Source organism: Paenibacillus sp. EB106-06-01-XG199 (assembly GCF_058791575.1).
The window spans coordinates 387,456-413,384 of sequence record NZ_JBYTDQ010000001.1 but is presented as its reverse complement, the minus strand read 5'-3'; the positions used below and the strand labels follow the sequence as shown (position 1 = coordinate 413,384).

Sequence of the window (25,929 nt, the reverse complement as noted above, 5' to 3'; positions counted from 1 at the left end):
TATGAACAGCATTTCTGCTATCTGGGAGAGTCTTTTTGCCCTTCTATGTATACACGTTAGCGAAGCGGTTTCTGCACGATATAATCTACGAAGCCCTGAGTGATCAGTTGACCGTCATATATTCGCTCCAGCACCCTGTCTTCCTTATACAGCAACTTCATCCCGCTGAACAATTCATCCGGTTCTGTAGCGGTATAGTAAGAGTGGATCACCGGCAGATCATCGTCAAACTGCTCGTACTGGTTCTGTCCAAGATCGCCGCCTTCACCGCAGCGGAAATCATTCACCGTCAAAAAGTTAACAAACATGATCCCACCAGGCTTCAGCACTCTCTTCATCTCTTCTATGGATTGGACGACCTCCAATTTCCTCATATGAAAGATAGAATTATAGGAGTAGACGAAGCTGAATGACTCATCATCAAAGGCAAGCTGCCGCATATCCCCTCGCTGTATATCCAGTTCATAGCCCTTTTCTGCAGCCCAGGTCTGAGCTATATCTATTTGCTCCGGATTACAGTCTATGCCGCTGGCCACATACCCATACTGGGCGAATAAGCCAAGTGGAGGACTGTCTCCACCTGCTCCGCAATCCAGCACAGTCCGCTCAAGATCACTTTCATTACAGAAACTAAGGTATCTGTACAGTGGAATTTGCTTATAAACTTCATTCACATTAAATCCTCCTCCTCAAGACCCAATTTCGTGTACATCTCCGTGCAGTAGCCCTGCAGCTTGATTTCCAATCTTCTGGCCTTGTTCTTGAAACGCTTCAGCTCACGGATCATGTGGGCCCTGCCAGCCGGAGTGAAGGTCTCCTGAATGCGCTCCTTGAAATAGTCATGGACAATATGGTTGCGCTGCTTCCAGACTGCTTGCAGCTGCACCGTCTCCTCTTCCGAGAATGGAAAATGATGCTGGATTTCTTTGATGAGCTGGCCGAGTGAATTGCTGAGTTTGCGCTGATACAGATCTGCGAGATCCGCTTCAGTAGGTGTCTTCCCCTGAGACAGCTTCGTAAGCAGCAGCAAATTGGTCAACTGCTGCTCCAGAGCCTGACAATAATAGACTGCCAGCCCGAAATAAGCAAATAGCTCTTTGGATTGTTCACTCTCCGGTATTTGTGTATCCTTCATCTTTCCTCCCGTTTCTCTCTCTTCATTTTTTCATAAAATGAATTCTAATGGCTTCACGCCAAGTCTGTTTCTCACAAGTTTTTGTTAACATCCATTCGGCTGGTGCGGTACAAATAAAAGCAGATCAGCACGGAAATATAGGCCAGCGCGTGGGCGAAGGAACCCAGCAGTGATGAAGCAGGCAAATCATCCGCGTTCATCAAAGCATCCATAACCGGTGACACCGGCGGCAGCAGGATAGGCATGACAGGACCCGGGACAAGCTCCTGCAGTTTGGTACCGCCTATAGACAGCGTGATGATGATCAGCATTGATCCCGCAGCATAGCTGTTTTTGGAAACCCAGGAGGACTGCAAATAGAGCGAGATTGCAATTCCCAGGAACCCCAGCAGCGCATGTCCGGCTAAAGCAAGAAATAAACGGTACCCTCCCACGGGATCGCTAAAATTCCCCGTAACTATAGGATACAGCACAATCACGAGGCTGAGCAGCAGAGTAAGCACCCCCATTGTCAGCATTTCCCCAATGCTGTGCTTAACCGCACTTCGCAGATGAACCACAGCTACCTGCCGCTGCACCGCCTGCTGATGATTCAGAAAGCTCAGTCCCAGCCAGGAGCAACCGACGAATAACATCACTGCCGACGCCGCATAGCTGTTCATCACCGGGTTAGGCTTATAGGAGTAGAGAATCAGCACAGCGATCAGAGTTCCGGCAACGGGAGCGAAATACCGCTGAGAAAAGGTATAACTGCGGAGAAAATACGCGATCAGCGATCTCATAAAGGTTGTTCCTCCTGGACAGTCTTCGGATCCATCCATTGCATAAGCCCCGATAAGCCGCGGCGCCGTTCTACAGAAATCACCGATCCGCCCGCATCAAGCACATACCTGAGACATTGATCTGTCCATTCCCTTTCCACAGTTAAACCGGAACATTCCATCCCGTACTCATCCCGAACCGCTTCTATACAGATCACCCCGGGCATCTCCGCCAAAGCCGATTTTTGTTGAGGAGCAATAGCTGTGCACATTATGTATGTGGAAGGCTTATCCTGCAGATCCGCTGTTTCTGATACCTTCATGACCGTTTGGCCTGCTTGAAGCACATGTACGCCATCGGCAAGGGTTTCCACACAAAGCGGCTCATGAACGGAGAATACCATCGCTGTACCGCCTTGCTTCAACTCTTGAAGAAGTTCAATCAGCGTATGCTGTGCCGGAAGATCCAGGCCGGACATAGGCTCGTCAAGCAGCAGCAATTCTGGCTTCGGAAGCAGACTTTGAATCAGATTCACCTTTTGCAGCATACCTTTCGAATAGCTGGTCATGGGATACGTCCGGAACTGCTCCAGATGAAAAGCCTCCAGTAGCGCTGTTATGCGCTCTTTCAGTCCCGCCTCCGGCATCCCGCCGATCCGGCCCATACTGCGTAAGTACTGTTCAGCAGAAAATTTAAGACCCGGGAAAGCCTCGGGTGCATAACCAATCGAAATCGTCCCCTTGCTGCGCTCAATTGCCCCGGATGTAAGCTGGGTAAGTCCAGCTAAAATGGAGAGCAGCGTACTTTTGCCGGAACCGTTACGTCCGATCAAAGCCAGAGCCGTTCCACTTTCCACCGCGAGTGAGACTTCACGTAAAACTGGGCGTCCTCCATAAACCTTGGTAGCCCGGGTAAGTTCAATCAAAGGGCCGCTGCAGTCCGTCAATCGGTGTTCACTAATACTTCGAAACGCCATTCGGCTGTCTTCCCCCTTAGCCAGAAGCCAAGCTTGCTTAACGCATCTAATGGACAACTGGTTCTTCCACTCTATAATTCGCCGGAACTGCACTGAATTCCTTTGAGAAAGAACAGATTGAAGATCCATTCCATACAAAAAAACCAGAACCGTCAGTATAATTACTGCGTTGGTCTGGTCTTGTATAGTCTGCTGCAAAACAGCAATTTTAAATTTATGCGTACACCTCAACGACATCGCTGATTAGACGGCAAGCTAATGCGGCATTGCGGCAGGAATCGATGCATTCCTGGCAATGAGTATGCTCATGTCTGCTGCTCTCGTCGGCACAACGTTCGCAGATTTCAGCACATAAGCGAAGGATTTCCGCTACAAATGGACTTTGACGGGTCATTGCCTGAACGGCGAAAGAGCAAATGTCCGCGCATTCCCGGTCAAGCCGGATGCTCTCCCGAAGTGATGCTAGATCATATTCTTTCAGGCTTGAGACATAGCTGTAGTTACAGGCGTTCATACATTTTATACAAGCGTCAATGCACTCCTGATATTGAATTCGGGTCATAGCCTAATACCTCCTGCAATTATTATAGGGTATGCCTATCTATTAACCTGCAAGAAAAGGAACGAACCAATTCCCCTGTCAAAGGAAGCTTGATTAAAGGCTCCTCTTCACTGTACCCGGCCGGATCAAAGTACGCTTCTCCAGCTGAAGCAGCCTGCTGCGCAGCTCGCTTGAAGAGAAGTGCTCACCGATAAATACTGCAACATCAGGGACATCGCCCTGAGGAGTTATTTTCATGAAATCAGCTTCCCTGTAGGCATATTGGAACAGAAAGCGGCTCGCAGTGTCATTAAAAGTTACGATCCCCTTAGCCCGGTATACATCCCGTGGAAGCTCCTTAACGAACTGCTCGAACTCCTCACTGTTCACCGCATGTTTAAAATAATGGGTATATGCCATTACATGGTCATGGGTATGATGGGATTCTCCCCCAGTCTCCGTACTTAAACCGCCGTCTGCCGGACCGGCTGCTTCATCCTCTGCATCCGCCTCTGGACGGGCCTCCGCATGAACTCCGCCGACGCTGCCAAGCAGCACTTCCGGCTCCAATTCACAGCGCACCGCAGGCATGATCTGTGCGTAGGCATTCCATTTGCGCAGCACGGCGGATATCTCTTCCGCTTCCTCTGTGGTTACGCGGTCGGTTTTGTTCAGTATCAGCACGGACGCGCAGCGGATCTGCTCCTGCATCAGCCTGTAGGTAGCGCCCTGCTGGGACCGGTACAGCTCCAGCAAATGTGCAGTATCCACAACGGTAATCAGCCCTTTAAGCTCTACCAGCTGATACAGCGAGGTTTCGGTTACGGCATCTACGATTTCCAGCGGGTTCGCCGCACCTGTCGCTTCAATGATAACAACATCGGGTGATTCTTTCTTCACCAGCGTAGTCAGTTCCGTACTGAGATCACCGCGGCTTGTGCAGCAGATGCAGCCACCCAGCATTTCTGCCATCGGTACGGATTGTTCAACCAGCAGCCCGTCGAGGTTCACCTCGCCAAGCTCGTTCATGATAACTGCCGGTCTGAGTCCCTGTGTCTTCCAGTGAGCCAGCAGCCTTTGCAGCAGAGTCGTCTTGCCGCTCCCCAGAAATCCTGACAATATGTAAACTGGCAATGCCTGTTCCAAGTTTCATCTCTCCCTACAAAATTCCGTTATGGTAGCGAGTGTACTACAAGTGCCCATATGCATGCAAGGAGGCCGGAGTCGAGGGGGGATTCCGCCTTCTGTCAAGGCCGCAGCTTGTCTTTGACTAATCCTTCCTCTAATATGGGTTAAAGAAGGATTAGGCTGAGCGCATGCCGTCCGGTTGGACAGCTGTCAGCCATAATGAATGATGAAGGAGCTGGTCTGCATGTCATCTGTAGAGGAACACCGGCGTGAAGCGCCCCAAACGGTGGCCTGCCATATTATAACGGTCTCGGACACGCGTACCCTGGAGACCGACACCGGAGGCGCCCTGATAGAATCTATGCTTAAAGAGGCTGGATTTGTAGTCACAGGCCGCGACATCGTCAAGGACGATTACAAAGATATCCGCGAGCTGATCTACAAAAGCTCCGTGCACTCCGGCATCGAAGCCGTACTGCTGACCGGGGGAACAGGGATTTCACCGCGGGATACCACCTACGAAGCCGTCGCTTCCCTGCTTGACAAGTCGCTGCCGGGCTTCGGGGAGATTTTCCGGCTGCTGAGCTTCACGGAAGATATCGGCTCCGCTGCGATCCTCAGCCGGGCTATAGCCGGGACGATCGGCAATACGGCTATCTTCTCCATGCCCGGTTCCACCGGTGCAATTAAGCTGGCCATGGGACGGCTGATTATTCCTGAGCTGCGCCATGTCATGCGTGAAATATATAAACAGCCGTAACTGGAATATAGGACAGAGTAATGGAATGCCCATTTTTACTGGAGGATGAACAAATGAGCAATCCCATAAAGAGATAACAGATCTTGCAGATCACAATAATGCTGCCCTTAAAGGCGAAAGAACAAATGCGTGTACTTTATTCACGCGGTGTTCTTTCGCCTTTTTCAGCTGTGGAAAAATCCGTTGACAACCGGGGCTGTGAAATTTATACTATTGAACACTTTACGCGAAAGTGGTTTTTGATTAACCAAATGGTTAATCGGAAAGGAACGAGATGAGCTCACTCTTAACCTTGCAACGCAAGATCAAAACCGTCATTAGTCCGTATCATGAACTGCTGTGCAGTCTGCATGTGCTGCATCAGCCTCAGCATCATCCGAAACGGCTGCATTGGGCCAGGGAACTTACAGCGCAAATGCCGCACTTGTTGTGCGAGGAGATTCAGACTATCGGGAAGATATCGGACGGATGGCTGTCCCTGATGACACCAGAACGTCCCGGCTCCTCCTTGACATGCTCAGAAGGCATCGCACTGCTCAAGAGTCTGCCCGATGCAGAATTTATGCACCTTTTGCTGAACAGCAAGGTCTCGCTTGGAACGATTCTTGAATGGCAGCAGGGCAAGTTAGCAAACCCTCACGGAGAACAGCCGGATGAAGCCGGGCTGTTTCTGCTGAAGAATCTGAAAGACGTCCGCCACCTGCTGCTTGTTGTGCTGGAGACCTACGAGAGGGATTATTTCCGCAAGGAATGGGATTACATCGCTCCGTGGATTAGCACAGCCGCCACACAGTTTCAGGCAGATGTAATCCGCTCGGCCGAGAAGGCACTGAATTCGCTGCACCCGCGCCTGCTCGCCGGGAACGGAACCTTTACCGCCCAGAAGGCAGTCACCTACTATTTTCCCTATGAGCGTCTGCAGCAGGTGTATGTATTGCCTTCAACCTTCATCCACCCGCATCTGCTAATGGACTGGAGCGAGGATACACTGACCCTTCCGCTGGCCGTGGATATCCCTGGCCTGCCTTACAGCGAAGCACCTCCGGAGGATCTGCTGCGCCAGTTGAAGGCGCTCGGTGATGGAAGCCGCCTGCGAATTCTAAAGCTGCTGTGGCAGGCTCCGCATTGCACGAAACAGCTGGCCCCGCTTCTCGGCATCTCAGAAGCGGCTGTATCGAAGCAGTTGAAGCAATTGGTTGAGGCCGGACTGGCGGGTTCCGAGAGGAAAGGCAATTACTTGTTCTACTTCTGCAACAAGGAAGCCTTTGACAGTCTGATCAACCTGCAAAGGCAATTTTTCGAACAATAACGTTGATTACTGAAAAAGGAGTTGTTTCTTTGTGTGGCAAACCGCAATCGCAACCGCAGTCAGGAACCAGAGATCCAATCTGAGAGCTTACCCCTGGACCTTTACCTTCGGTCATATTATTGAAGGAGGCTATCTTGTCCTCATTTCTTATTTCTCGTATTACTATTTGATCCGGGGCGAACTGGATACGCAGTTCTCTGTTTTTGCAGGCAGCAGCAACTATCTGGCCTATGTAATCATTGGAGGAGCACTAAGCATTTTCTCCACCAGCATGATCATGAATGTCTCCCGTGCGCTGATGACAGAATGGCGGGAAGGAACTCTGGAAGCGCTGCTGCTCTCCCCTTCCAGGCGGAACGGATATTTTCTGGGCAACGCCGCCCAGCAGCTGTACCGCAGCGGTTTTGAACTGATCACGATCCTGTTGTTCGGATATCTGGCAGGCCTTCGGCTCCCCACCCCCCATCTGTTGTCGGTATTGACCAGCGGACTGCTTTTCTTGCTGTCCTGCTATGCGATGGCTCTGGTGCTGGGAAGCATCATGCTGTACACAAGAGATACATACATCGTACAAAACACTTTTTTTGCGGTAACTACGCTGCTCTGCGGATTTCAGTTCCCGCGGCAATATTTGCCCGGTTATCTGCAGCAGGCAGCCGAGATTTTTCCGCTGACCTCTGCACTTGAGCTTCTGCGCAGCAGTCTGCTTACCGGGGAGGAAGTTGGACTGCGTGATGTTCCCCTGGTCCTGCTGCTGTCGTTCCTTTACATCGCAGTAGGCTTATGGTGCAACCGGCGCGTTGAGCGTGGAATGTTTGAACGATTTTAGCCAGTGAAGGAGTGAATAGCAAATGATTCAAATGAATGAGGTTACCAAAACGTACGAAACGAGGAACAGAACCGGCTTATTCCGCTCCGAGCTAAAAAGAGTGACTGCCGTTAAAAACCTGTCGCTGAACATTGATAAAGGGGAAATTGTCGGATTGCTGGGCCTGAATGGTGCTGGCAAAACGACAACCATCCGTATGTTATCCACCCTGCTTGATCCCACCTCAGGGAATATTCAGATTGACGGCGTCTCTTTGGCCGGAAACCGGCGTGATGTGCAGCAGAAGGTCAACATGATAGCCGGTGGAGAACGCATGCTCTACTGGAGACTCACAGGAAGAGAAAACCTGCAATATTTCGGCAAATTATACGGTCTCAGTGCTTCCAAAATTCGTGTGGAAAGTGATCGACTGCTTACTGAAGTCGGCCTGACTGAAGCCGCAGACCAGCCTGTGGAGCAATATTCCAAAGGAATGAAGCAGCGCCTGCAGATTGCCCGCGGTCTAATCAATGACCCGCAATATTTATTTCTCGATGAGCCGACACTCGGGCTGGATGCGCCTATTGCCAGGCAGCTGCGCAGCACTGTGCGGCAGCTCGCCAAAGAGCAAGGCAAAGGCATCCTCCTGACCAGCCATTATTTGCAGGAGGTTGAAGAGCTCTGCGACCGGGTGTATGTACTGAATCGCGGCGAGCTGCTGCTGTGCGACAAGCCGGAAGCGATTGTCCGGCAGGTTGCCGGATCGCAGACCGCCCATCTCGATGTCACCGGTTGGGATGAAGCCTTGCGCCCGCAACTGCTGGAGCATCTGGGCCAGCTGGGCCATCCGGCAGAGCTGGCGGGCAGCTGCCGAAGCGATGAATCCTCATTCGGGAGCGATGCCTTCTACCGCATCTCCGTGCAGACCCCTTCCGCCGACAGGCTGATTACGGAGCTGCTGCCCTGGACCGCAGCCAACGGTCTGGTGATCACCGGTTTTTCCTGCGACAAGCCCAATCTGGAGGATGCGATCATTTTGCTCTCAGAAGGACGGGTGTCATGAGGCCCGGCGGTTTATGGCTGACGGTTGCAGCCGAGCTGCGCAAGCAGCACCAGAACCGAACGAAGGGCCGGACTGTGTTTTTCTCCCTGCTGTTTTGGCCGGCGCTCGCCTTTTTGACTTCCTATTATTCGATGAAGCCTTATCGCAGCGGAGAGGGCTCCACGCTCTCGCAGGTTATCCCTGACGGCAGAATCCCCCTTTTTTTGCTGAGCGGTTATCTAGTCTTTCAGCTGTTCTGGACAGCTGTAGAATCGGCATGGCTGTTCGAATTGGAGCGCAAAGGCGGAACGGTGGAGACCGTCTTCCTGACCCCGTCCTCGAAGATGGGTTTTCTGTATGGGCGTTCTCTGTATTCTCTGCTTCACGGCATCTGGATGTTCGCCTCCTTTTCACTGCTCACCTTCATCTTTGTAGCGGATATGTCCTCTGTAAACTGGCTAGCGCTGCTGATGGTCCTCCTGGTAACGCTGGCAGCGGCCATAGTCTGGGGAGCCTTGCTCTGCGCGGTATCCTTGTTCTCCAGGGAATCTTCGTTTCTGTACTATATCTTCCAGGCACCGATGCAGCTGTTCGGGGGCGTACGCATACCTCCGGCGGTCTTCCCGGCTTGGGCTACAGGATTATCTGCACTGTTCCCGGTCACCTACAGCTTGATTCTGGTACGCGGGGCACTATATAACAACATCGGCACAGACTGGTGGTGGTCTCTCGTCATCCTGATTATCGGCAGCCTCGCGCTGATCGGCTGCACCCGCTACACGCTCCACCGGGCAGAAAGACATGCCAGAATGAAAGGCAACTGGACTTTATTTTGATACTATCACAGCATTACGCTTGGATAAGATTTAGCTCACCTTATACCACAAGAAATACAGATAGAAACAGGCCAGCCGGGAATCGGGCTGGCCTGTTTCTATCCGTTGCGGGATCTCCCTCAGTTTGCTGGTTCTTTGCATTTTACCACCATTCAATGGGCACCCATATGTCCCCAAAGTCCGTTAAAGAACGCTTTTACCTTTTTAGAATATTTGCCCCTCTCTTTATCCATCGAGGTGTACACAATTGGAATCCCGGCTTTGTTGCCCGTTTCTGATTCTGTCACAGACGTTTCTCCTGGTGCGACCGCTCCATATACGTCCGGAATATTGCCTCTTAGCTCTGCCCGGATGGTGAATAATTGATCTGCATCATGTTGTGAAGGCTGGTAAGAGCCTGTCAGCATAGTTCCTACAGTCCAAACGGCAGCAAGCCAACCAGCAATATAGCGCTTCATATCCGATACCCCCTAAGCCAAGTATTCTTAGATCCTGTTAACTATAGGATGGCTGGGGGTTCAAAATATATACAGCAGGATTAGAGTAGCGGGGGATCCGTATGTACGTCTTTATCGGGATCCGTGGTTATCCAGCGTGTGAAGACAACCTTTAATCCCGCTCTTGTAGGAGCACAGACATGAGGACCCGCCTGTACACCGGACTCATAAGGAAAACGGGCGACCCGCAGGGTCCGCCAGGGATGCGACTGCGTTCTGGCTCTGATGATGACTGCATCCTTCATGCGCGAAGCGCGGAAAGTTACGGTCTCTCCGGCCCATTCTGCCACGGGAGACAACGACCAGTCGGAGTATCCGTCAGTTACAACCGCACCGGCATGAGGCACGCCATCATTCATCTCTATGCCTGCTTTAATCCAGACTGTAGGGCTATGCCACAGCATAATTCCCGCCTGATCATATAGTTCCGTGATGTCCTGCAATGAAAAGCTGATCTCAACAGCTTCTCCCTCCTTCCATGGAGCCAGCAGTGCATGCCCGTTGTCATGCTGAAATTCATACATCGTTTTTTGCCAATAATCGCTGCCCTCTACTGCTTCGACAATCAATTGATCTCCCTGTACGGTACAGCTCTTCGGTTCATTGGTCCATATCCCGTCCTGCCAGTTGTTCGTCTTTACCATTTAGGCACCTCCACATTCCGTTTTCACATCAGCCATTAACTTAGCTAGGCACAAATTACCATAACAACAATATAACCTAACATTGCGTCGGGATGAAGCTTATAAATGCTGTCCGCTTAAGTTAAACACGGTGTGGAGGCAAAATAATACCTGATTTATGCGGGAACGCTAATGAATTTTCTATCAACAGCTCTGCCTGATCCGAACTATGGAGAAGCATTATTGCCAAGTGTAAGCTTGATTCTGTGCAAATAAACCCGGCAGAAGAATCCGCCGGGCTTTGTGCTTATATTCTTTTAAATAGTGAAAAATAATATATATAATGGCTTACAGGTTGACTTTGATCTTACAAGTCTGGATGCTCATGTTTCGCTTTCAGACGGTTCCAGCGGCGTTGTACTTCGTTCTCAAAGCTGCGTAGCGCAGGCTCGTTCTCAGGCTTCAGCAGATGGCGGGTTTTGCCCATCGTCTTCAGCCATGCGGAGACCTCCACCCGTTTATTCTTGTCTTCCGGATTATACGTAATGTTCGTCGATCCTTGCTCTACTTCATAGAGCGGGAAGAAACAAGACTCGACAGCCAGGGATACGATGTCGGTTCCATCCTTGTCTTCAGACATCCAGTTCAGCGGGCAGGCAATCAGAATCTTGCCATAGACCAGACCTTCATTCTGAGCATACCATTGTGCTTTGGCCGCTTTCTTCAGCAGATCCTGCGGGTAAGCCTCACAGCCGGTGAACACATAAGGAATGTTCGTAGCCGCCATAATTTGCGCGGTGTCTTTATGCTGTGTTACTTTGCCCTGCTGGGTTTTCCCGATGCTGGATGTCGAAGTACGGTGTCCGAGCGGTGTAGAATACGATTGCTGTGCGCCTGTATTCATATAACCTTCGTTATCGTACTCCACGATGATCATCTTGTGGCCGCGCAGCGCTGCACCAATGGCCGGTCCCATACCGATATCCATCCCGCCATCGCCGGTAACCATGACAAAGGTAAAGTCCTCTTGCAGGCCCAGTCCATCCAGCTCACCGCGGCGTTTGCGTTCCCAGAACATTTCCACCACACCGGACAGCGTAGCTGCACCGTTCTGGAAGAGGTTATGGATAAACGTCGATTTGTGGGACGAGTACGGATAACCTGTTGTGGTTACCATTGCGCAGCCCGTATGATAAAGCGCTACGATATCTCCTTCAATCCCTTTGAAGAACAGCTCCAGGCCCGAGAAAATACCGCAGCCCGGACAAGCGCCATGACCCGGTGACAACCGTCTAGGTTTCTTCATCAGGCTACGGACCGGAGGCACCTTCACACTCAGCTTGCCGGTCACTTCATCCTGCTTCACCGTAATCAGGCCGGTCTTGAGCGACTCGAAATTCATCGGTTTCAGCAAACGTTTCGGGGCTTTTTCAGCTTCACCAGGATTATGTCCATAATAATCGAACGGCACCTCTACACGATCCGCGACCACAGCGTCCATGGCGAGCTGGAAGAAATGATGTCCATCTTCAGCGAAGAAATCCTTACCGCCCAGTCCATAAATGCGGCTGATTACCTTGGTAGTGGTGTTGCCGTAAGTGAACAGGGCCGCCTTGATTTCGTTGACCATATTGCCGCCGTGTCCGCCAACAGAGTCAGCGCGGTCCCCGACAGTGATCGCTTTAACATTCTTCAACGCTTCGGCAATTTGCTTCTGCGGGAAAGGACGAATCATATTTGGCGAGATCGCACCGGCTTTGATGCCTTGCAGGCGAAGCTGATCTACCACATCCTTGATAATTTCGGAAGCGGAGTTCATCAGAAATACCGCTACGTCCGCATCCTCCATCCGGTATTCCTCAATCATAGGGTAATGGCGTCCGGTCAGCTCAGCAAATTCCTGGGCGATTTCCTCGAACACTTCACCGGCATTGTACATCGCTACCGATTGCTGGTAACGGTTGTTGATATAATCCGGTTCATTCATATAAGGACCTACCGTAACCGGATTATTGCGGTCCAACGTATCGGTAAAACCGGTTGGCGGCTGTTCGCCTACGAACTTCTGAACATCCTCGCGGTGGGCGAAAGCCTGCACACGACGTTTCTGGTGGGAGGTGAAATAGCCGTCAGAAGCAACCATAACCGGAAGACGGACCTTGGCATGCTCTGCCAGCTTCAGCGCCATCAGGTTCATGTCGTAGACGGACTGCGGATCACGGCACATCAGGATTGGCCATCCGGTGTTCAGGGCAAAATACAAATCCGAATGGTCGCCATGAATATTCAGCGGACCGGAAATGGAGCGGCAGACCAGGTTCATGACCATAGGCATCCGCGTACCGGCTTGTACAGGCAATTGCTCCAGCATGAACATATAGCCTTGAGCACTGGTCGCGTTGAATACGCGTCCGCCTGCTGTAGAAGCACCATAACAAATCCCTGCCGAGCTGTGCTCGCCATCCGAAGGAACCAGCATAATATCATGCTGTCCGCTAGCTTTCATCGTATCAAGGAACTGGGCAACCTCCGTCGACGGGGAGATCGGGAAATAACCCATGACATGGTAATTAATCTGATGTGCGGCATATGCCGCCATTTCATTTCCTGATTCATACAGGAATTTCTGTTCCACCTTGGCGGAACCTACTTCTTTTTCATAATCAATAGCCACTGTTCATTCCACCTTTCTTCAGAAGATTAAGACTGCGATATAAGATCGAATTGATGATGCACCGTATGACTGTCCGCATAGCCTTCCTTCTCACGCAGAATGGACAGCGCAGAGGTCGGACAGGCGCCTACACATTTCAGGCAGCCCTTGCAATATTGATAGTCAATGCCCAGCAGGAACATTTGCGAGCGGCCCTTGCGGTCGAGCCGTTCTTCCCAGACAAAACACTGATCGGGGCAAACAGTATCGCACTGTGCACAGTGGATGCAGGATTCATTCTCATATGCAGGAATCATTCCGGAACGGGAAATACTCAGATTCTTGAGGAAGCTGCTGCCCGGGTTAATGATGGTACCGCCCATCGGCTGGGTCTCATAGCCCAGCGCTGAAATGTCGGAACGTACATATTCCGGCATGCTGTCGCCCTCAGGCAGCTCAAAGTCCATAAACTTCACTTCATTGAAGCCCCGTTCAAAGGTGGTAATCGCCGATTGTACAGCTTGCGGATATTTTTTGCCAAGAGATTTCTCAATTACGCCCTTCATGGTTTCGGTATCCAGGAAAGGACAAAGCCGGAACAACGCACCCAGCATCGCCATATTGACCCGGTTCTTTTCTTTCAGGGCAATGCTTGTCGCATCGATCACCGCGATCGTGCCTGCCTTCATCTTGAGCAGCTCTTTCAGCTCCTCCGGCGTCTTGGCCGAATTCACAAGAACGGTACTGTGCTCATAAATGCCGCTGGTCACATTGACGGTTTTGGCCAGTGCTTCATGGAAAACCCCAACGACGTGTGGACGCTCAACCGGCGAAGTATCGCGGATATGTGTGTCCAAATCACAGAAACGGATATGGGCCTTTACTGCTGACCCCTTCTTCTCCGAGCCGTAAGACGAAAAACTGACGCCGTTCAGACCCGCGCCCACCACGCCCGCTTCCGCGAGCATCTTACCGGCCAGATTCGCTCCCAGCCCTCCAATGGACTCCAGACGAATCTCAAAGAAACCGAGATCGTTCAATTTTGGTAATTGTACCACCGACATAACCCCTTCCTTAGTGTCAAGTAGAATAACATCCTTTTGACTTTTTCAACGATTGTAACTTGAATTTGCAAGTCGCGAAGTGACATATCTTGCATTTTCCACGCTTTGGGAATCACATTTATTTATGGATTTTAGATGATTTCTTTATACGCGACAGAGTGGCGTTACTTTAATAGAAGGTAATCTGCCATACAAGCAACAATATATGAAAATTGTGTGAAAAATCCGTGTTTCCCAAGGTTTTTGTGGATACAAGGTCACCCTTAATTTAGCAATAAAATTAAAAATTAAGATGTTAAATTTATCACATTAATCATGATAAATATCACAGTTAGCATACACTTCCCAGCAAAAAACGGGTCTGAAAATCGCAAAAGCCCATCCGGAGATGGGCTAGGATTGCTGTAATTCTCAAAGGTTTAGTAAGTCCACCAGTTACCCGACATCACAATCATCGAGAACAGCTTGATGCTGTCTTCATAGTAATCTTCCGCTGCGCTGCCTGCCGTATGGCTCCAAAGTGAATTCAGCCAGCTCTGGTTAGCCGAAGAGGTCATGGCACTCACCCCGAACGGAGCATAAAAAGCACCGCTGTTGTAGCTTCCGAAGGTGGTCCCATTGAGCTTGTAGCCATCCTTAATATTGCCCGGCGTATTGCTGGCTTTAGTCTTGATCCAGCTGCTCAGCTGGTTAAGCTGGGATAAGGCCCGGTTGTCTCCTGAGATCAGGTAATCGGTTGTAATCCGCCATGGGGTACGGCAGGAATTATAATTATAGTGCCCGTCGTTGGCATCCTCAAGGAAATTGGCTGGCGCCGGTTTGTAGACCCCTCCGGAATAGACCACGAAGTCGGGCAGCAAACCGGTGGTAGCGCTATAGCCTGTATACAGGCTGTTGATGATCGTATAGGTTTTATCTGTAACATTTTGCCAGCGGGTATCCCCGGTTGCCGCTTGAAATGCCTTTAAATGACTCAGCATAAAGTCCGATGGCCGGGTAGCGGTATTGTAAGAGCCGCTGTTCGCCCAATCGCCGAGACGGATGGTCCACTGCGTCTGATTGATTTCATCGTCCATAATTGCATTAATAATATGATTGGCTGCCTGCAGATAGTTAACTGTGCCGCTGCTGCCCCACTGCTTGTCTGCGAGCAGGAGCGAGTAGGCGATATCCATATCACCGTCCGTAGCAGAATCTTCCCCCTCGATATTCTCAAAGCTGCTGTTCTGCTTCCACGACATCAGGTAAGGATTAAGAGAGCTGGGATGTGCAGTGTAATAATTATACAGTCCATCGAAATAAGTCTGTGCGTTGCTGTCATAACCACCCATAAGTACCGTGAACAGCATACCGTAGCCATGGGCTTCGGAAACGGTTTCGCCAGCCGAATTATATTTAACGTAATATTTGCCTGTGCCTGCCGGTTTCAGATAAGCCGCTTTCCAGGCATTCCATTTTGTTTTTACAGAGTTGTCCATACTTGTCTGTGTGACATGGTTAGGCTTGATTGTGCCGCTCGTATAAGTCGTATGCTGAGGGAAAGGTTTGTTTACAGCAGCAAATGCCGAACCAGCCGGTAGGAGAAGTAGCGCCAGACAGAGTAACAAGAAGCTTTTCCAGCCAAGTTTATGCTTGCCTCGACTTTTCATAAATGATTCACTCCTCAATAGTAGAATAAGAATCAATTGCGAAAATAAACCGGCGAAACCAGAACTCCCCCCTCTCAATTGGATCAATGAAACTTTCCGGCAGCAGAAATGAAAGTTAAAGCGTTTTAACTTTCATGACAAAAAAGATAATTCAGTTTCCTGAATTCGTCATGAAAGTAAGAACATCTTTAATATATAATCTCTGTTATTTTCTGTCAATCCGTATTGTGTCTTGCACACCGAATTGAAGGTAAAAAGCTGCCCCATCCGCAGATTGCCTGCAGGGGACAGCTTGTCTATCACATTCTATTAAAAAGCCTCTTCTACTCGATATCCTGCTGCATATGCTCTGCAATCAGTTGCTGCTTGCGGTCCCACACCTGCTCGCTGAGATTCACGCGGTACACCTCAGGATTAAGTATGCGCAGATACTCAGGCCAGAACAGGTCGAGCTGCTCCTGATGGTAGCGGCGGATCTCATCCAGCTCCGGTAATTTATAAACCTGGAAACCATTGACGTAGATTGGCTCCAGCATCGGCAGCGCCTCGTAACGTTCCACATGCTTCTTCATATAGGGGTGCAGCGGATTGAACAGCTTCAGCCGGGCACCACTGCGCGGGCCCGTTTCTTCAGGGAAGCTGATATAATCGGCCAGCGCCTTGCCATTGGTGCCGACAATCCGGAACACTTCCTTCTTCCCTGGCGTAGATACTTTCTCGGGGTTGGAGGAGATTTTGATCGTTGGTACCATTTCACCGGAAGGGGACTCCATCTCCACCAGCTTGTACACTCCGCCTAGGGAAGGCTGATCAGATGCCGTAATCAGCTGTGTTCCCACACCCCAGGTATCTATGGCAGCTCCCTGCGACTTCAAGTTCATGATCGTGTTCTCATCAAGATCATTGGAAGCGACGATCTTCACATACTGCAGTCCAGCTTCATCGAGCATCTTGCGTGCCTGGCGTGACAAATAGGCCAAGTCTCCGCTGTCGAGCCTGATGCCGTTCATGCGTTTACCCTCCGCCTCTAGCTTCTTCGCGGTGTTAATCGCATGCGGCACACCGCTGCGCAGCGTGTCAAATGTATCCACCAGCAGCGTAACGCCATCCGGCAGCACCTTGGCATAAGCATCAAACGCCTCCTGTTCGCTGGCGAAGCTCTGTACCCAGGAATGGGCATGTGTGCCCTTCGTGGGTATGCCGAACATTTTACCGGCCAGCATATTGGAGGTGGCATGGAAGCCGCCGATATAAGCCGCACGTGCTCCCCACACCGCCGCGTCGGCTTCCTGAGCACGCCGCGTGCCAAACTCCAGCAGAATATCATTCGGTGCCACCTGCTTGATACGGGAAGCTTTGGTGGCGATCAGCGTCTGATAGTTCATGAAGTTCAGGATGGCTGTCTCCACAAGCTGAGCCTCCATGATCGTTCCTTCCACTCGGATCAGCGGCTCATCGGGAAAGACAAGCGCTCCTTCCTTCATGGAATGGATACTGCCCTGGAAATGAAACTGCAGCAGCTCCTCCAGAAAAGCAGGTGCATAATTCTCTTCCTGCTCGGACAAGTAACGGATGTCTTCCTCAGTGAAACGCAGTTCACTGATGTACTGAGCGATCCGCTCCAGGCCTGCGAACACAGCAAAGCCGTTCCCGAAGGGAAGCTTGCGGAAATAGGCTTCGAATACGGCCTTGCGTTTGTGGCTCCCGTTGACCCAATGGGCGTACATCATATTAATCTGATATTTGTCCGTATGTAGAGCAAGCTCTCTCCTCATATCCTCATCTCCTAGTATCTTCACTGCTGCATCTGCAGGTCTATAGTTTTCTCTATTTTGCAGTAACCACTTTTGCTCCGAGGCTGCCCCGGAAATGACCCAGCGCCCAGACATGCCCATCGGCATTGAAGCTCGCTACAGCATCTTCGTGTATGATGATTTCAAAACCTTTGTTATATGCATCCACTGCAGTATGCAGCACACAAATATCTGTACATACCCCTATCAGATGCAGCTCGGCAATCCCGCGTTCACGCAGTTTCAGCTCCAATTCCGTGCCGCTAAAGGCGCTGTAACGGGTTTTGTCCATCCAATAGATGTCTTTCTGGTTCGCTTCATATACGTTATGCAGCTCCCCATACAGCTCACGCCCCCGGCTGCCGCGCAGATTATGCGGTGGAAACAGTCTGCTCTCCGGATGATAGGAATCATTGGCTTCATGTAAATCAACCGCCATCACCACGAAATCGCCACTCTTCACAAATTGCTCCGTCAACTGGTTCACTCTGGACGCAATGTCTATGCCGGGCTGTCCAACAGGCAGGCTGCCGTCAATAAAATCATTGGTGAAATCGATCACGATTAATGCCTTCATCTAGTGACCTCCTAAAAGTTTTGTGAGCATCTACTCCATTGAATAGCTTCGTACAAAACTGCTTCGAAAGCATACGCTAAGTTTTGTGAGCATCTACTCCATTGAATAGCTTCGTACAAAACTGCTTCGAAAGCATCCGCCTGGTCTTGTAAGTATCTGCTTTAAGTATAAATTGATAATAATGGCTCGTGGTCCGTAAACATATAGAGCTGGGCAGGGCGCTGGGAGTATTGGTTGGAGCTGAGCGGATTGCCTGCTTCATCGCTTACTTCCTTTAATATACCCTGCCTGCTGCGGGTTGACGTAATTTTGCGGATAAAGTTCGGTTCCTTAAATTCCGGCACTACGGTCTGAATGACCTGATACAACTCGCTCAGCGTAAAATGCCGCGGTAAAAACTGTCTGGCTATCGTCGTCTGCAGCATTTGCTGCTGAATCCGCAGATAGGCGTCGTTAATAATATCACGGTGGTCAAAAGCCAGCTCCAGCTCTTCGAGCGCTTCCTGCAGCGTAAACAGCCCTACCTCACCCGCGTCATCGGAGGCTTGTCTCTGCTCCAGCATCCACTCCTCCACCAGTGCGAAAAAGGCGTGGCTGATAATCCAGCCGCGCGGATCCCGGCCCGGTGTACTGTAGACACCAAGGTATTCCAAATGTCCGCCGTCCACACCGGTTTCTTCCTTCAGTTCACGTGTGGCTGCATCATATATAGATTCATCTTCCTGGCAGAAGCCACCCGGCAAGGCCCACATGCCCTCGCAAGGCCATTTCTTCCGACGGATCAGCATGACTTTCAGTTCGCGCAGCGGAAGCGTCTTCGTGACCGTCTTCCGTTCCCGTTTGGTCAAGGTAAACATGACAATATCGGCCGGAACTCCGTCCGGTGTACGGTACTTTTTGGCGTTATAGTTTTGTTCCGCGTTCTCGCTCACTCTAGATCATCCTTTGCTGCAGCTTTAATTTAACTGTTCGTATCTTTTAATGTACCAAACCTGAACTTCTAAAATCAATTAATTATGATGTCCTACCTGAACAAAGGGACGGATCTGCATCCGCCCCCAGAAACTTATTTAATCGCCGCATGTGGACGGAGGCGCTTCAGTGCCGGCTTCCACATTGATTTTTTCCGACACGGTGTCTCGGATTACAGAAATAACGAGCTGCAGCAGATAGTTAATATCGCTCTGGCTCTGCTGAAATTCGTTCACGACCGGTATGCCGTCAATTTCATCCTGCAGCACTTCAATTTCACGCTCAATCTTGGCCACCATCTCTTTATTCTTGAAGCTCTCAAAGGCCACAATCTCCTTCTGCTTCTTCTTGATCGTGGCGATCAGTCCCTGCACCCGCTCATGATTCAGAATCTTTTGCTCGGCCTGCTGGAAATGCTGCACCTCTTCGCTGGTCGAAATGAGTGAAGCGAGCTCCTTGGCTTTGCCCATAATATCCTCGCGCACGATCAGATCGCGGGTATTGTAGGTCGGCATGCCGTATTCGTTCAAACGCGGTTCTTCCTGGGTCACTGACATCGCTCCATTCCTCTATAATTAGAGGACAGCCGCGGCTTCCGCCACATAGTCCCCTTTAATGTACCATGTTTTCGTATCGGTAATTCTGACTTGCACCAAACTGCCGATGAGATCCTTCGAACCTTCAAAATGCACCAGTTTGTTGGCACTGGAACGGCCCGAAAGCACCTGAGCGTTATTCTTGCTCTCCCCTTCCACCAGCACCTCGACCAGTTCGCCCAGCATCCGGTCATTGCTGATCCGGCTCTGCTCTTTAATGAGGTCATTCAGCCGCTGCAGGCGCTCGCTCTTCACCTCAGCAGGTACATTGTCCTCCATCGCAGCTGCAGGCGTACCCTCGCGTGGTGAATAAATGAAGGTATAAGCCATATCATATCCTACTTCACGCACCAGCGACAGTGTTTCTTCGAACTGTTCCTCGGTTTCACCGGGGAACCCCACGATGATATCTGTCGTCAGCACGGCAGCCGGCACACTGGCCTTAATCTTGCGGACAAGCTCCAGGTAAGCCTCGCGTGTGTATTTGCGGCTCATTTTCTTCAGAACGGCAGTACTTCCGGACTGTACCGGCAGATGAATATGCTCTGCAAGATTGCCGCCTTTTCCCAGTACTTCAATCAATTTATCGTCAAAATCGCGGGGATGCGAAGTCATGAAGCGGATGCGTGGAATGTCGATCTTGCGCATATCGTCCATGAGGTCCCCGAATGTATAATCCAAATCCGTAAAATCCTTGCCGTATGCATTCACATTCTGCCCCAGCAAAGTCACTTCCTTAAAGCCCTGACGGGCCAGCTCCCGAACCTCGGCGATGACATCCTCCGGACGGCGGCTGCGCTCCTTGCCCCGCGTAAACGGTACGATGCAGTAGGTACAGAACTTATCACAGCCGTACATGATATTCACCCAGGCACGCATCCCCTCCCGTTTCTTCGGCAGGTTCTCTATGATGTCGCCTTCCTTGGACCAGACTTCAACTACAAGCTCCTTGCTGTAAACCGCTTCCTTAACAAGCTGCGGCAGCCGGTGAATATTGTGCGTGCCAAAGATCATGTCAACGAAGCCATATTTGGACATGATGCGGTTAACCACGCCTTCCTCCTGTGACATGCAGCCACAGACCCCAAGCAGCAGACCCGGTTTCTCTAGCTTCAGCGTCTTGAGATGGCCCAGCTCCCCGAACACCTTATCTTCGGCATTCTCGCGGATCGCACAGGTATTCAGCAGAATAATATCAGCCTCATTGCGGTCTTCGGCAGCGAGATAACCCATTTGCTCCAGCATACCTTTCATCGTTTCCGTATCATGCTCGTTCATCTGGCAGCCGTAGGTGGCGATGAAATAATAATGTTGTTTGTGGCGGTTTATCTCCCGGAACTGCTCCATGGCCTGATTTGTATCGGTATCTTCAAAGTTTATAACTTCTATTTCCTGCTTGCCCCTGCGCTTGCCCTCTTTGTAGTCCGGGTTGGAATTGATCTGTACGGTACGTCCTTTGATTCTATACGTAGTTTTGCCTTCTTCTTCACTGATGACTTTGGCATCAGAAAAATCAAAATACTTCGAGTAATCTTTCGAACCACCCTTGCCGAATTTTAAGTCCGGTGAGTTATTCCCCATTGTCATTATTCCACGTCCTTTATATTGAAGCTTTGTAAAATAAACTCTAGAATTTTATTCTTGCTAATAAAAAATTATAGCATAAGGATAAAATGCAATCCAAGTTTTACAATTTTAAAAGACAATCTGGTAGAATAAATTAAATCCCCTGATACAATTAGAATTCTACATACTAATAAACCCTCCTACATAATAAGTAAGAAGGTTCGTCTAAAATTATTATTCCGTACATTTATTATCTGCTATTATCTGCGGATATACATCCGTAAATAGACCAAATCGAACTTGGAATCCTTGACGCAAATACAGTAAAACATCTTCATAGCTGCACATCATCTCCCCTGAAAAGTATTGCTTGTTCCAAGTTTAACAAAGCACCGCTACACATACGTTACACATTTCTACAAAAAACCACATATTACGATAAAATATTATATATTTTTCAGATATAATCATTCTATAACGCAACGTAGAGGGGTACAGCAATGGCTTATATTTCAAGGGATGACACCGACATCCATTATGAATACGAGACGGCAAAAAACACCAGTGACCGCACAGAAACCTTGGTACTTATCCATGGTCTGGGCTTTAATCTGAGTAGCTGGGACTTTATGGTTCCATATATGACTGACAACTACCATATTGTAAGATATGATCTCCGGGGACATGGATTGAGCGGAAGCTCTAAGACTACCCTTGATAAACTGGCCGCATTATTTGTCGAAAATTTGCGAATGCTGCTGGATGATCTCCAGATTCAATCCTTCCATATCATCGCCCATGGGGCAGGGAGCATTATTGCCCTTTATTTTGCCAAAGCGTATCCGGATCGAGTAAGAAGCACTGTTCTTTTGTCGCTTCCCTTGTTCAATTCGTCTGGGACAGCCAATAAATATAAGGATTACCGCAAAAAGCTGATGACTTATCAATCCATGCTGGCGCTTGCGGATCACGTGATTCCTAACGCCACCCTTTATCCGCGCTATAGCGCTGAAACGGAAGCGCTGTATAGCGCTTTTGCCAAAGTCACCTTTGACGTTTATCTGGAACTGCTGGATTTCTTTGCGTATGCACATAACGAGATTATGGATCTGTTCAAACAGCATACCCATCCGACATTAATGTTGACTGGGGAACAGGACCCGATGTATCCTCCCTATCTGTCCAGCCTGATTGCATCGGCCAATCCGAATTGCCGGTTTATGACCTTGTACAATGCATCCAACATGGTTTTTTATGATCAGCCGGAGGAAACCTTTAAACAGATTGAAGTCTTTCTGAAGAGTAAGTGGATGAACAGGGCTCCTTTGGACCCTTTGCTGTTAAATTTGCATTCCGAATTACTGGACATGGTTAACAATAATCCGGACGATAACGCCCCATCCGTACAATTGAAGATCAATTTACTCAACAGATTTACGGTTGCCGTAGATGATATTCCGATTATTAGTGGCTGGGGAAGGAGAAGCGCCAAGGATTTGCTGATTTATTTGCTGCTGAATCCCGTCGTCACCAGAGACCGGCTCTGTGAAGAATTATGGCGGGATATGGATCTTGTCAAAGCCAGAGGTCAGCTTCGGGTATGCCTCACCCATCTGAAGCAGCTGCTGAACAATGAGGTCACGAAGCTGATCTACAGCGATAAACAGCAAATTTCCCTGCAGACTGCTGTGGACTCCGATGTGCTGACTCTGCTGGCGGAGATTAACCGGGCTAATGAGGAAACTAATCCTGAACTGAAGGAACCACTGATTCATTCTGTTTTTGCGCAGATCCAGCCTGACCTATTCAGAAATCTAAACCAGGAATGGAACCTGCACCTGAGAGTCAAAATGGAGATTCAACTGGTTACACTTGCCCATCAGCAATCAGATTATCTCGCGTCTCAAGGCAAGTTCACTGCGGCTATAGCGTTTTTAAAATATGTACTTTTATTTAATGCGGAAGAGTTCGATGCCTACGAGCGAATCGCTAACCTGTATGAACAAAATCAGCAAAAGCATGAAGCGAAGAAATGGCGGCTCAAGGCGGAACAGCTGCAGCACACCAAAAGTATGTAAATTGTTAAATCATCATTGCTTCGTTAAATAGACACAGGCATTATTGCCTCCGTACCCATGGCTTGTAATCAGTACTTCGGATGTGGCTTTCTGGAGAGTCTTTGTGATTAATGGAAGATGCTCATAGCCATGTTGATCTGTCCGGATGGTTCCGGGAATAAAATGATGCTGAAAGCCGAGCAAGGAGGCAATAATCTGCGCCAGGCCGCTGACACTGAACGGATGGCCGATCAGCCCTTTGATCGAGGTCAGCGGTACTTCATGCTGAAAGATATCCCTGGAGACTATATCCTCGATTCTGTCATTAGCGTCGTAGCCCAAGGCCTGGCTGTTAAAATAGTCAGGTCTTTTGTTGCCCAGCACATCATTTACCGCCTGCTTCATATTCCTTCCGGTTTTGTCCTGGCCATTCACCGATTCAGCGTCATTATTCGTAGACACGGCATCTATATACCCATAAATAGTTGCATTGCGGCTAAGCGCATGTTCCTCGGTTTCCAGAATCAGGCTGGCTGCCCCCTCCGACAATATGAAGCCTTTGCTTTTTTTGTTGAACGGCGAGCCGGAGTTCCAGATTTCCTGATTGAATGGCAGCGCTCTTATTTTTCCGAACCCGTACACTGTCACTTTATTGTTGCTGCTATCCGCTGCCCCTACAATTGCCGTGTTTATCTTTCCACTTTGCAGATACAGCATGGCGTCCTCCAGCGCTTCAAGTCCGGCAGTGCAGCCGGTCGTTACCGTCTTCGAGATTCCTGTCAGATGAAAAAAGCTGGAGATGGAGGAAGCCAGACTGTGATAATGCACCAACCCGCAGCAGTAAACAGGCATTTCTCTGAACTTGCCGGCAGATGCGTAATGGACCATATCCTCCAGCGGAGTTGTACCGCCCATGGTGGTCCCAAAGAACACCCCCGTCTTATTGCCAGGGTCCGTCAAATCTAGTCCAGCCATCACTAGTGCTTCGGCGCTTGTACTAATGGCCAGCTTGGAGATTCTCGGCAGAACCCGGTACTGCTTATCCTCCAGCGTCCCCAAATCCCCAAGAACTTCACCAACCCATAAAGGCTCCTGATTCGGTGTAATATCATTTCTGGCTGTGAAATCATACTCGCCGCTGATCAGATGATCCAACAAATCGTTGTTGTTCTCTCCGTTAGGAACCTTCACGCCAAAACCGGTAATTGCTATTCGCTTATTCATCGTTCTCCACCCTTTTCCTGATAATTAATAAAAAGAAAACACAAAGAGGACTTCTCCCACTTGCGCGTTTTGGATGCTCCATCCAAAACTCTCCCATGCGGTTGAAGCCCTCTCTCTCATGATTGCCTTCCTCCTAAAGTTAGTCGGCTTCCGTTCAGTTCAGTGTCTTTGTAGACTCGAACGTAAACGGAATGATCTCGTCCATTCTGCCGCTTTGCACTTTGGCCGGCCACTGCGGATCACTTAGCAGCGCTCTGCCGACCGCCACCAGATCAAATTCCGCTTGTTGCAGCTTCTCCAGCAGGCGTTCGATGTTATCTTCCTCATTTTCCTCCTTCACCGTACTGGTGAACTCGCTGTTGAGACCTACAGAACCTACCGTGATGGTTGGTTTGCCGGTAATTTTCTTCGTCCAGCCGGCCAGATTCAGCTCGGAGCCTTCGAACTCCGGCAGCCAGAAGCGGCGTGTGGAGCAGTGGAAGATATCGACTCCGGCATTGCTGAGCGGTGTCAGGAAACGGGACAGCTCTTCCGGTGTTTGGGCAAGCTTGGCAGAGTAGTCTCCGCTCTTCCATTGCGAGAAGCGCAGCACAATCGGGAAATCCGGTCCAACCGCACGGCGGCAGGCATCAATAACCTCGACCGCAAAGGTAGTCCGCGCTTCAAGATCACCGCCATATTGATCGGTGCGCTGATTGGTCTTCTCCCAGAAGAACTGGTCGATCAGATAACCATGTGCCCCATGCAGCTCAATACCGTCAAAACCGATCCGTTTGGCGTCAACGGCCGCCTGGGCAAAAGCAGCGATGATACCGTCGATCTCCTGCTGCGTCATCGGCTCTGTAATCTGCTGGCCGGCCAAATTCAGCCCGGATGGACCAATCGGCAGCGCTTCGGCATTCGGTAGCTCGCCAATGCTGCGGGCCATGCCGACATGCCAGAGCTGCGGAATGATTTTGCCGCCGGCGGCGTGAACTTCTTCCACAACCTTAGCCCAGCCGGCCAAAGCAGCCTCCCCGTGAATATTCGGAATATTCGGATGGCTGACGGCTGACGGATGGTTGATCGCTGTGCCTTCGGTTACAATCAGGCCCACTCCACCCTCTGTGCGTTTGCGGTAATACTCGGCAACTGCTTCGGTTGCTACCCCGTTCGGTGAATATGCCCGGGTCATTGGCGCCATTACGATCCGGTTTTGAAGGGAAAGCGTTCCAACCTGAAAAGGTGTAAACAATTTATCGGTATTCATATACTACCTCCATTTAATAATATAATTACTTTAAGTAAGGATATTATGACGCTAGTTGAAGGCAATTGCAAATCCTGACAGCAGATCTTCAGGACAGCCGCTGCTGCGAAAA

24 protein-coding genes are annotated in these 25,929 nt (G+C 50.0%); 6 read left to right on the top strand and 18 right to left on the bottom strand.

Annotation, left to right across the window (positions count from 1 at the left end; translation table 11 throughout):
- Positions 1 to 56 precede the first annotated feature (56 nt).
- From AC3WT9_RS02140 to AC3WT9_RS02115, 6 genes are all read right to left on the bottom strand, one after another.
- Positions 57 to 674, bottom strand: a complete 618-nt coding sequence (locus tag AC3WT9_RS02140; RefSeq protein WP_341093848.1) for a class I SAM-dependent methyltransferase — start codon at positions 672 to 674, stop codon at positions 57 to 59.
- The gene (locus AC3WT9_RS02135; RefSeq protein ID WP_038593114.1) at positions 671 to 1,135 is read right to left on the bottom strand and encodes a hypothetical protein; all 465 of its coding nucleotides are present in this window, start codon (positions 1,133 to 1,135) and stop codon (positions 671 to 673) included. Before AC3WT9_RS02135 ends, AC3WT9_RS02140 begins: the two co-directional genes overlap by 4 nt.
- A gap of 71 nt (positions 1,136 to 1,206) precedes the next feature.
- On the bottom strand, positions 1,207 to 1,917 hold the full coding sequence (locus tag AC3WT9_RS02130) for a hypothetical protein (RefSeq protein WP_341378869.1): 711 nt from the start codon (positions 1,915 to 1,917) through the stop codon (positions 1,207 to 1,209).
- Positions 1,914 to 2,873, bottom strand: coding sequence for an ATP-binding cassette domain-containing protein (locus AC3WT9_RS02125; RefSeq protein ID WP_341378870.1), 960 nt, complete (start codon positions 2,871 to 2,873; stop codon positions 1,914 to 1,916). The genes AC3WT9_RS02130 and AC3WT9_RS02125 overlap by 4 nt, the downstream gene beginning before the upstream one ends.
- A gap of 214 nt (positions 2,874 to 3,087) precedes the next feature.
- Positions 3,088 to 3,435 carry a four-helix bundle copper-binding protein gene (locus tag AC3WT9_RS02120; protein WP_038593119.1) on the bottom strand — a complete coding sequence of 116 codons (348 nt, stop codon included), beginning with the start codon at positions 3,433 to 3,435 and terminating at the stop codon, positions 3,088 to 3,090.
- Positions 3,436 to 3,528: 93 nt separating this feature from the next.
- On the bottom strand, positions 3,529 to 4,560 hold the full coding sequence (locus AC3WT9_RS02115; protein WP_341378872.1) for a CobW family GTP-binding protein: 1,032 nt from the start codon (positions 4,558 to 4,560) through the stop codon (positions 3,529 to 3,531).
- 226 nt (positions 4,561 to 4,786) lie between these two features.
- Here AC3WT9_RS02115 and AC3WT9_RS02110 point away from each other — a divergent pair, with 226 nt between their 5' ends.
- From AC3WT9_RS02110 to AC3WT9_RS02090, 5 genes are all read left to right on the top strand, one after another.
- Positions 4,787 to 5,302: a MogA/MoaB family molybdenum cofactor biosynthesis protein gene (locus tag AC3WT9_RS02110; protein ID WP_492407249.1), complete on the top strand. Its 516-nt coding sequence runs from the start codon at positions 4,787 to 4,789 to the stop codon at positions 5,300 to 5,302.
- 274 nt (positions 5,303 to 5,576) lie between these two features.
- Positions 5,577 to 6,611: an ArsR/SmtB family transcription factor gene (locus AC3WT9_RS02105; RefSeq protein WP_341378873.1), complete on the top strand. Its 1,035-nt coding sequence runs from the start codon at positions 5,577 to 5,579 to the stop codon at positions 6,609 to 6,611.
- A 31-nt stretch (positions 6,612 to 6,642) separates the two neighbouring features.
- The gene (locus AC3WT9_RS02100) at positions 6,643 to 7,440 is read left to right on the top strand and encodes an ABC transporter permease (RefSeq protein WP_341093855.1); all 798 of its coding nucleotides are present in this window, start codon (positions 6,643 to 6,645) and stop codon (positions 7,438 to 7,440) included.
- Positions 7,441 to 7,462: 22 nt separating this feature from the next.
- Complete coding sequence (locus tag AC3WT9_RS02095; protein ID WP_341093857.1) at positions 7,463 to 8,482, top strand: ABC transporter ATP-binding protein; 1,020 nt, start codon at positions 7,463 to 7,465, stop codon at positions 8,480 to 8,482.
- Positions 8,479 to 9,297, top strand: a complete 819-nt coding sequence (locus AC3WT9_RS02090; protein WP_341378874.1) for an ABC transporter permease — start codon at positions 8,479 to 8,481, stop codon at positions 9,295 to 9,297. Before AC3WT9_RS02095 ends, AC3WT9_RS02090 begins: the two co-directional genes overlap by 4 nt.
- Before the next feature lie 152 nt (positions 9,298 to 9,449).
- Here AC3WT9_RS02090 and AC3WT9_RS02085 read toward each other — a convergent pair whose 3' ends face one another.
- From AC3WT9_RS02085 to miaB, 10 genes are all read right to left on the bottom strand, one after another.
- Positions 9,450 to 9,755 (bottom strand): hypothetical protein, encoded by a 306-nt coding sequence (locus AC3WT9_RS02085; RefSeq protein WP_341093860.1) that lies wholly within the window; start codon positions 9,753 to 9,755, stop codon positions 9,450 to 9,452.
- Positions 9,756 to 9,835: 80 nt separating this feature from the next.
- Positions 9,836 to 10,438: a DUF1349 domain-containing protein gene (locus AC3WT9_RS02080; protein WP_341093863.1), complete on the bottom strand. Its 603-nt coding sequence runs from the start codon at positions 10,436 to 10,438 to the stop codon at positions 9,836 to 9,838.
- A gap of 346 nt (positions 10,439 to 10,784) precedes the next feature.
- Entirely contained in the window at positions 10,785 to 13,091 is a 2,307-nt protein-coding gene (locus tag AC3WT9_RS02075) for a thiamine pyrophosphate-dependent enzyme (protein WP_341378875.1), read from the bottom strand.
- Between the two features lie 26 nt (positions 13,092 to 13,117).
- A complete protein-coding gene (locus AC3WT9_RS02070; RefSeq protein ID WP_341093867.1) occupies positions 13,118 to 14,128 on the bottom strand; it encodes a 2-oxoacid:acceptor oxidoreductase family protein in 1,011 nt (336 codons plus the stop codon).
- Positions 14,129 to 14,553: 425 nt separating this feature from the next.
- Positions 14,554 to 15,783 (bottom strand): family 8 glycosyl hydrolase, encoded by a 1,230-nt coding sequence (locus AC3WT9_RS02065; RefSeq protein WP_341378876.1) that lies wholly within the window; start codon positions 15,781 to 15,783, stop codon positions 14,554 to 14,556.
- A 323-nt stretch (positions 15,784 to 16,106) separates the two neighbouring features.
- Positions 16,107 to 17,558, bottom strand: a complete 1,452-nt coding sequence (locus tag AC3WT9_RS02060) for a nicotinate phosphoribosyltransferase (RefSeq protein ID WP_341093870.1) — start codon at positions 17,556 to 17,558, stop codon at positions 16,107 to 16,109.
- 52 nt (positions 17,559 to 17,610) lie between these two features.
- On the bottom strand, positions 17,611 to 18,153 hold the full coding sequence (locus tag AC3WT9_RS02055) for a cysteine hydrolase family protein (protein WP_341093871.1): 543 nt from the start codon (positions 18,151 to 18,153) through the stop codon (positions 17,611 to 17,613).
- Positions 18,154 to 18,314: 161 nt separating this feature from the next.
- Entirely contained in the window at positions 18,315 to 19,085 is a 771-nt protein-coding gene (locus tag AC3WT9_RS02050) for an NUDIX domain-containing protein (RefSeq protein ID WP_038593164.1), read from the bottom strand.
- Positions 19,086 to 19,223: 138 nt separating this feature from the next.
- Positions 19,224 to 19,682 carry a YlbF/YmcA family competence regulator gene (locus AC3WT9_RS02045; protein ID WP_341093872.1) on the bottom strand — a complete coding sequence of 153 codons (459 nt, stop codon included), beginning with the start codon at positions 19,680 to 19,682 and terminating at the stop codon, positions 19,224 to 19,226.
- 18 nt (positions 19,683 to 19,700) lie between these two features.
- Positions 19,701 to 21,308: a tRNA (N6-isopentenyl adenosine(37)-C2)-methylthiotransferase MiaB gene (gene miaB / locus AC3WT9_RS02040; RefSeq protein ID WP_341378877.1), complete on the bottom strand. Its 1,608-nt coding sequence runs from the start codon at positions 21,306 to 21,308 to the stop codon at positions 19,701 to 19,703.
- 479 nt (positions 21,309 to 21,787) lie between these two features.
- Here miaB and AC3WT9_RS02035 point away from each other — a divergent pair, with 479 nt between their 5' ends.
- Positions 21,788 to 23,365 carry an alpha/beta hydrolase gene (locus AC3WT9_RS02035; protein ID WP_341378878.1) on the top strand — a complete coding sequence of 526 codons (1,578 nt, stop codon included), beginning with the start codon at positions 21,788 to 21,790 and terminating at the stop codon, positions 23,363 to 23,365.
- 12 nt (positions 23,366 to 23,377) lie between these two features.
- Here the strand turns inward: AC3WT9_RS02035 and AC3WT9_RS02030 are convergent, their stop codons facing one another.
- Complete coding sequence (locus AC3WT9_RS02030; RefSeq protein WP_341378880.1) at positions 23,378 to 24,568, bottom strand: beta-ketoacyl-[acyl-carrier-protein] synthase family protein; 1,191 nt, start codon at positions 24,566 to 24,568, stop codon at positions 23,378 to 23,380.
- A gap of 154 nt (positions 24,569 to 24,722) precedes the next feature.
- Positions 24,723 to 25,817 carry an NADH:flavin oxidoreductase gene (locus AC3WT9_RS02025; RefSeq protein WP_341378881.1) on the bottom strand — a complete coding sequence of 365 codons (1,095 nt, stop codon included), beginning with the start codon at positions 25,815 to 25,817 and terminating at the stop codon, positions 24,723 to 24,725.
- Positions 25,818 to 25,929: the final 112 nt, after the last annotated feature.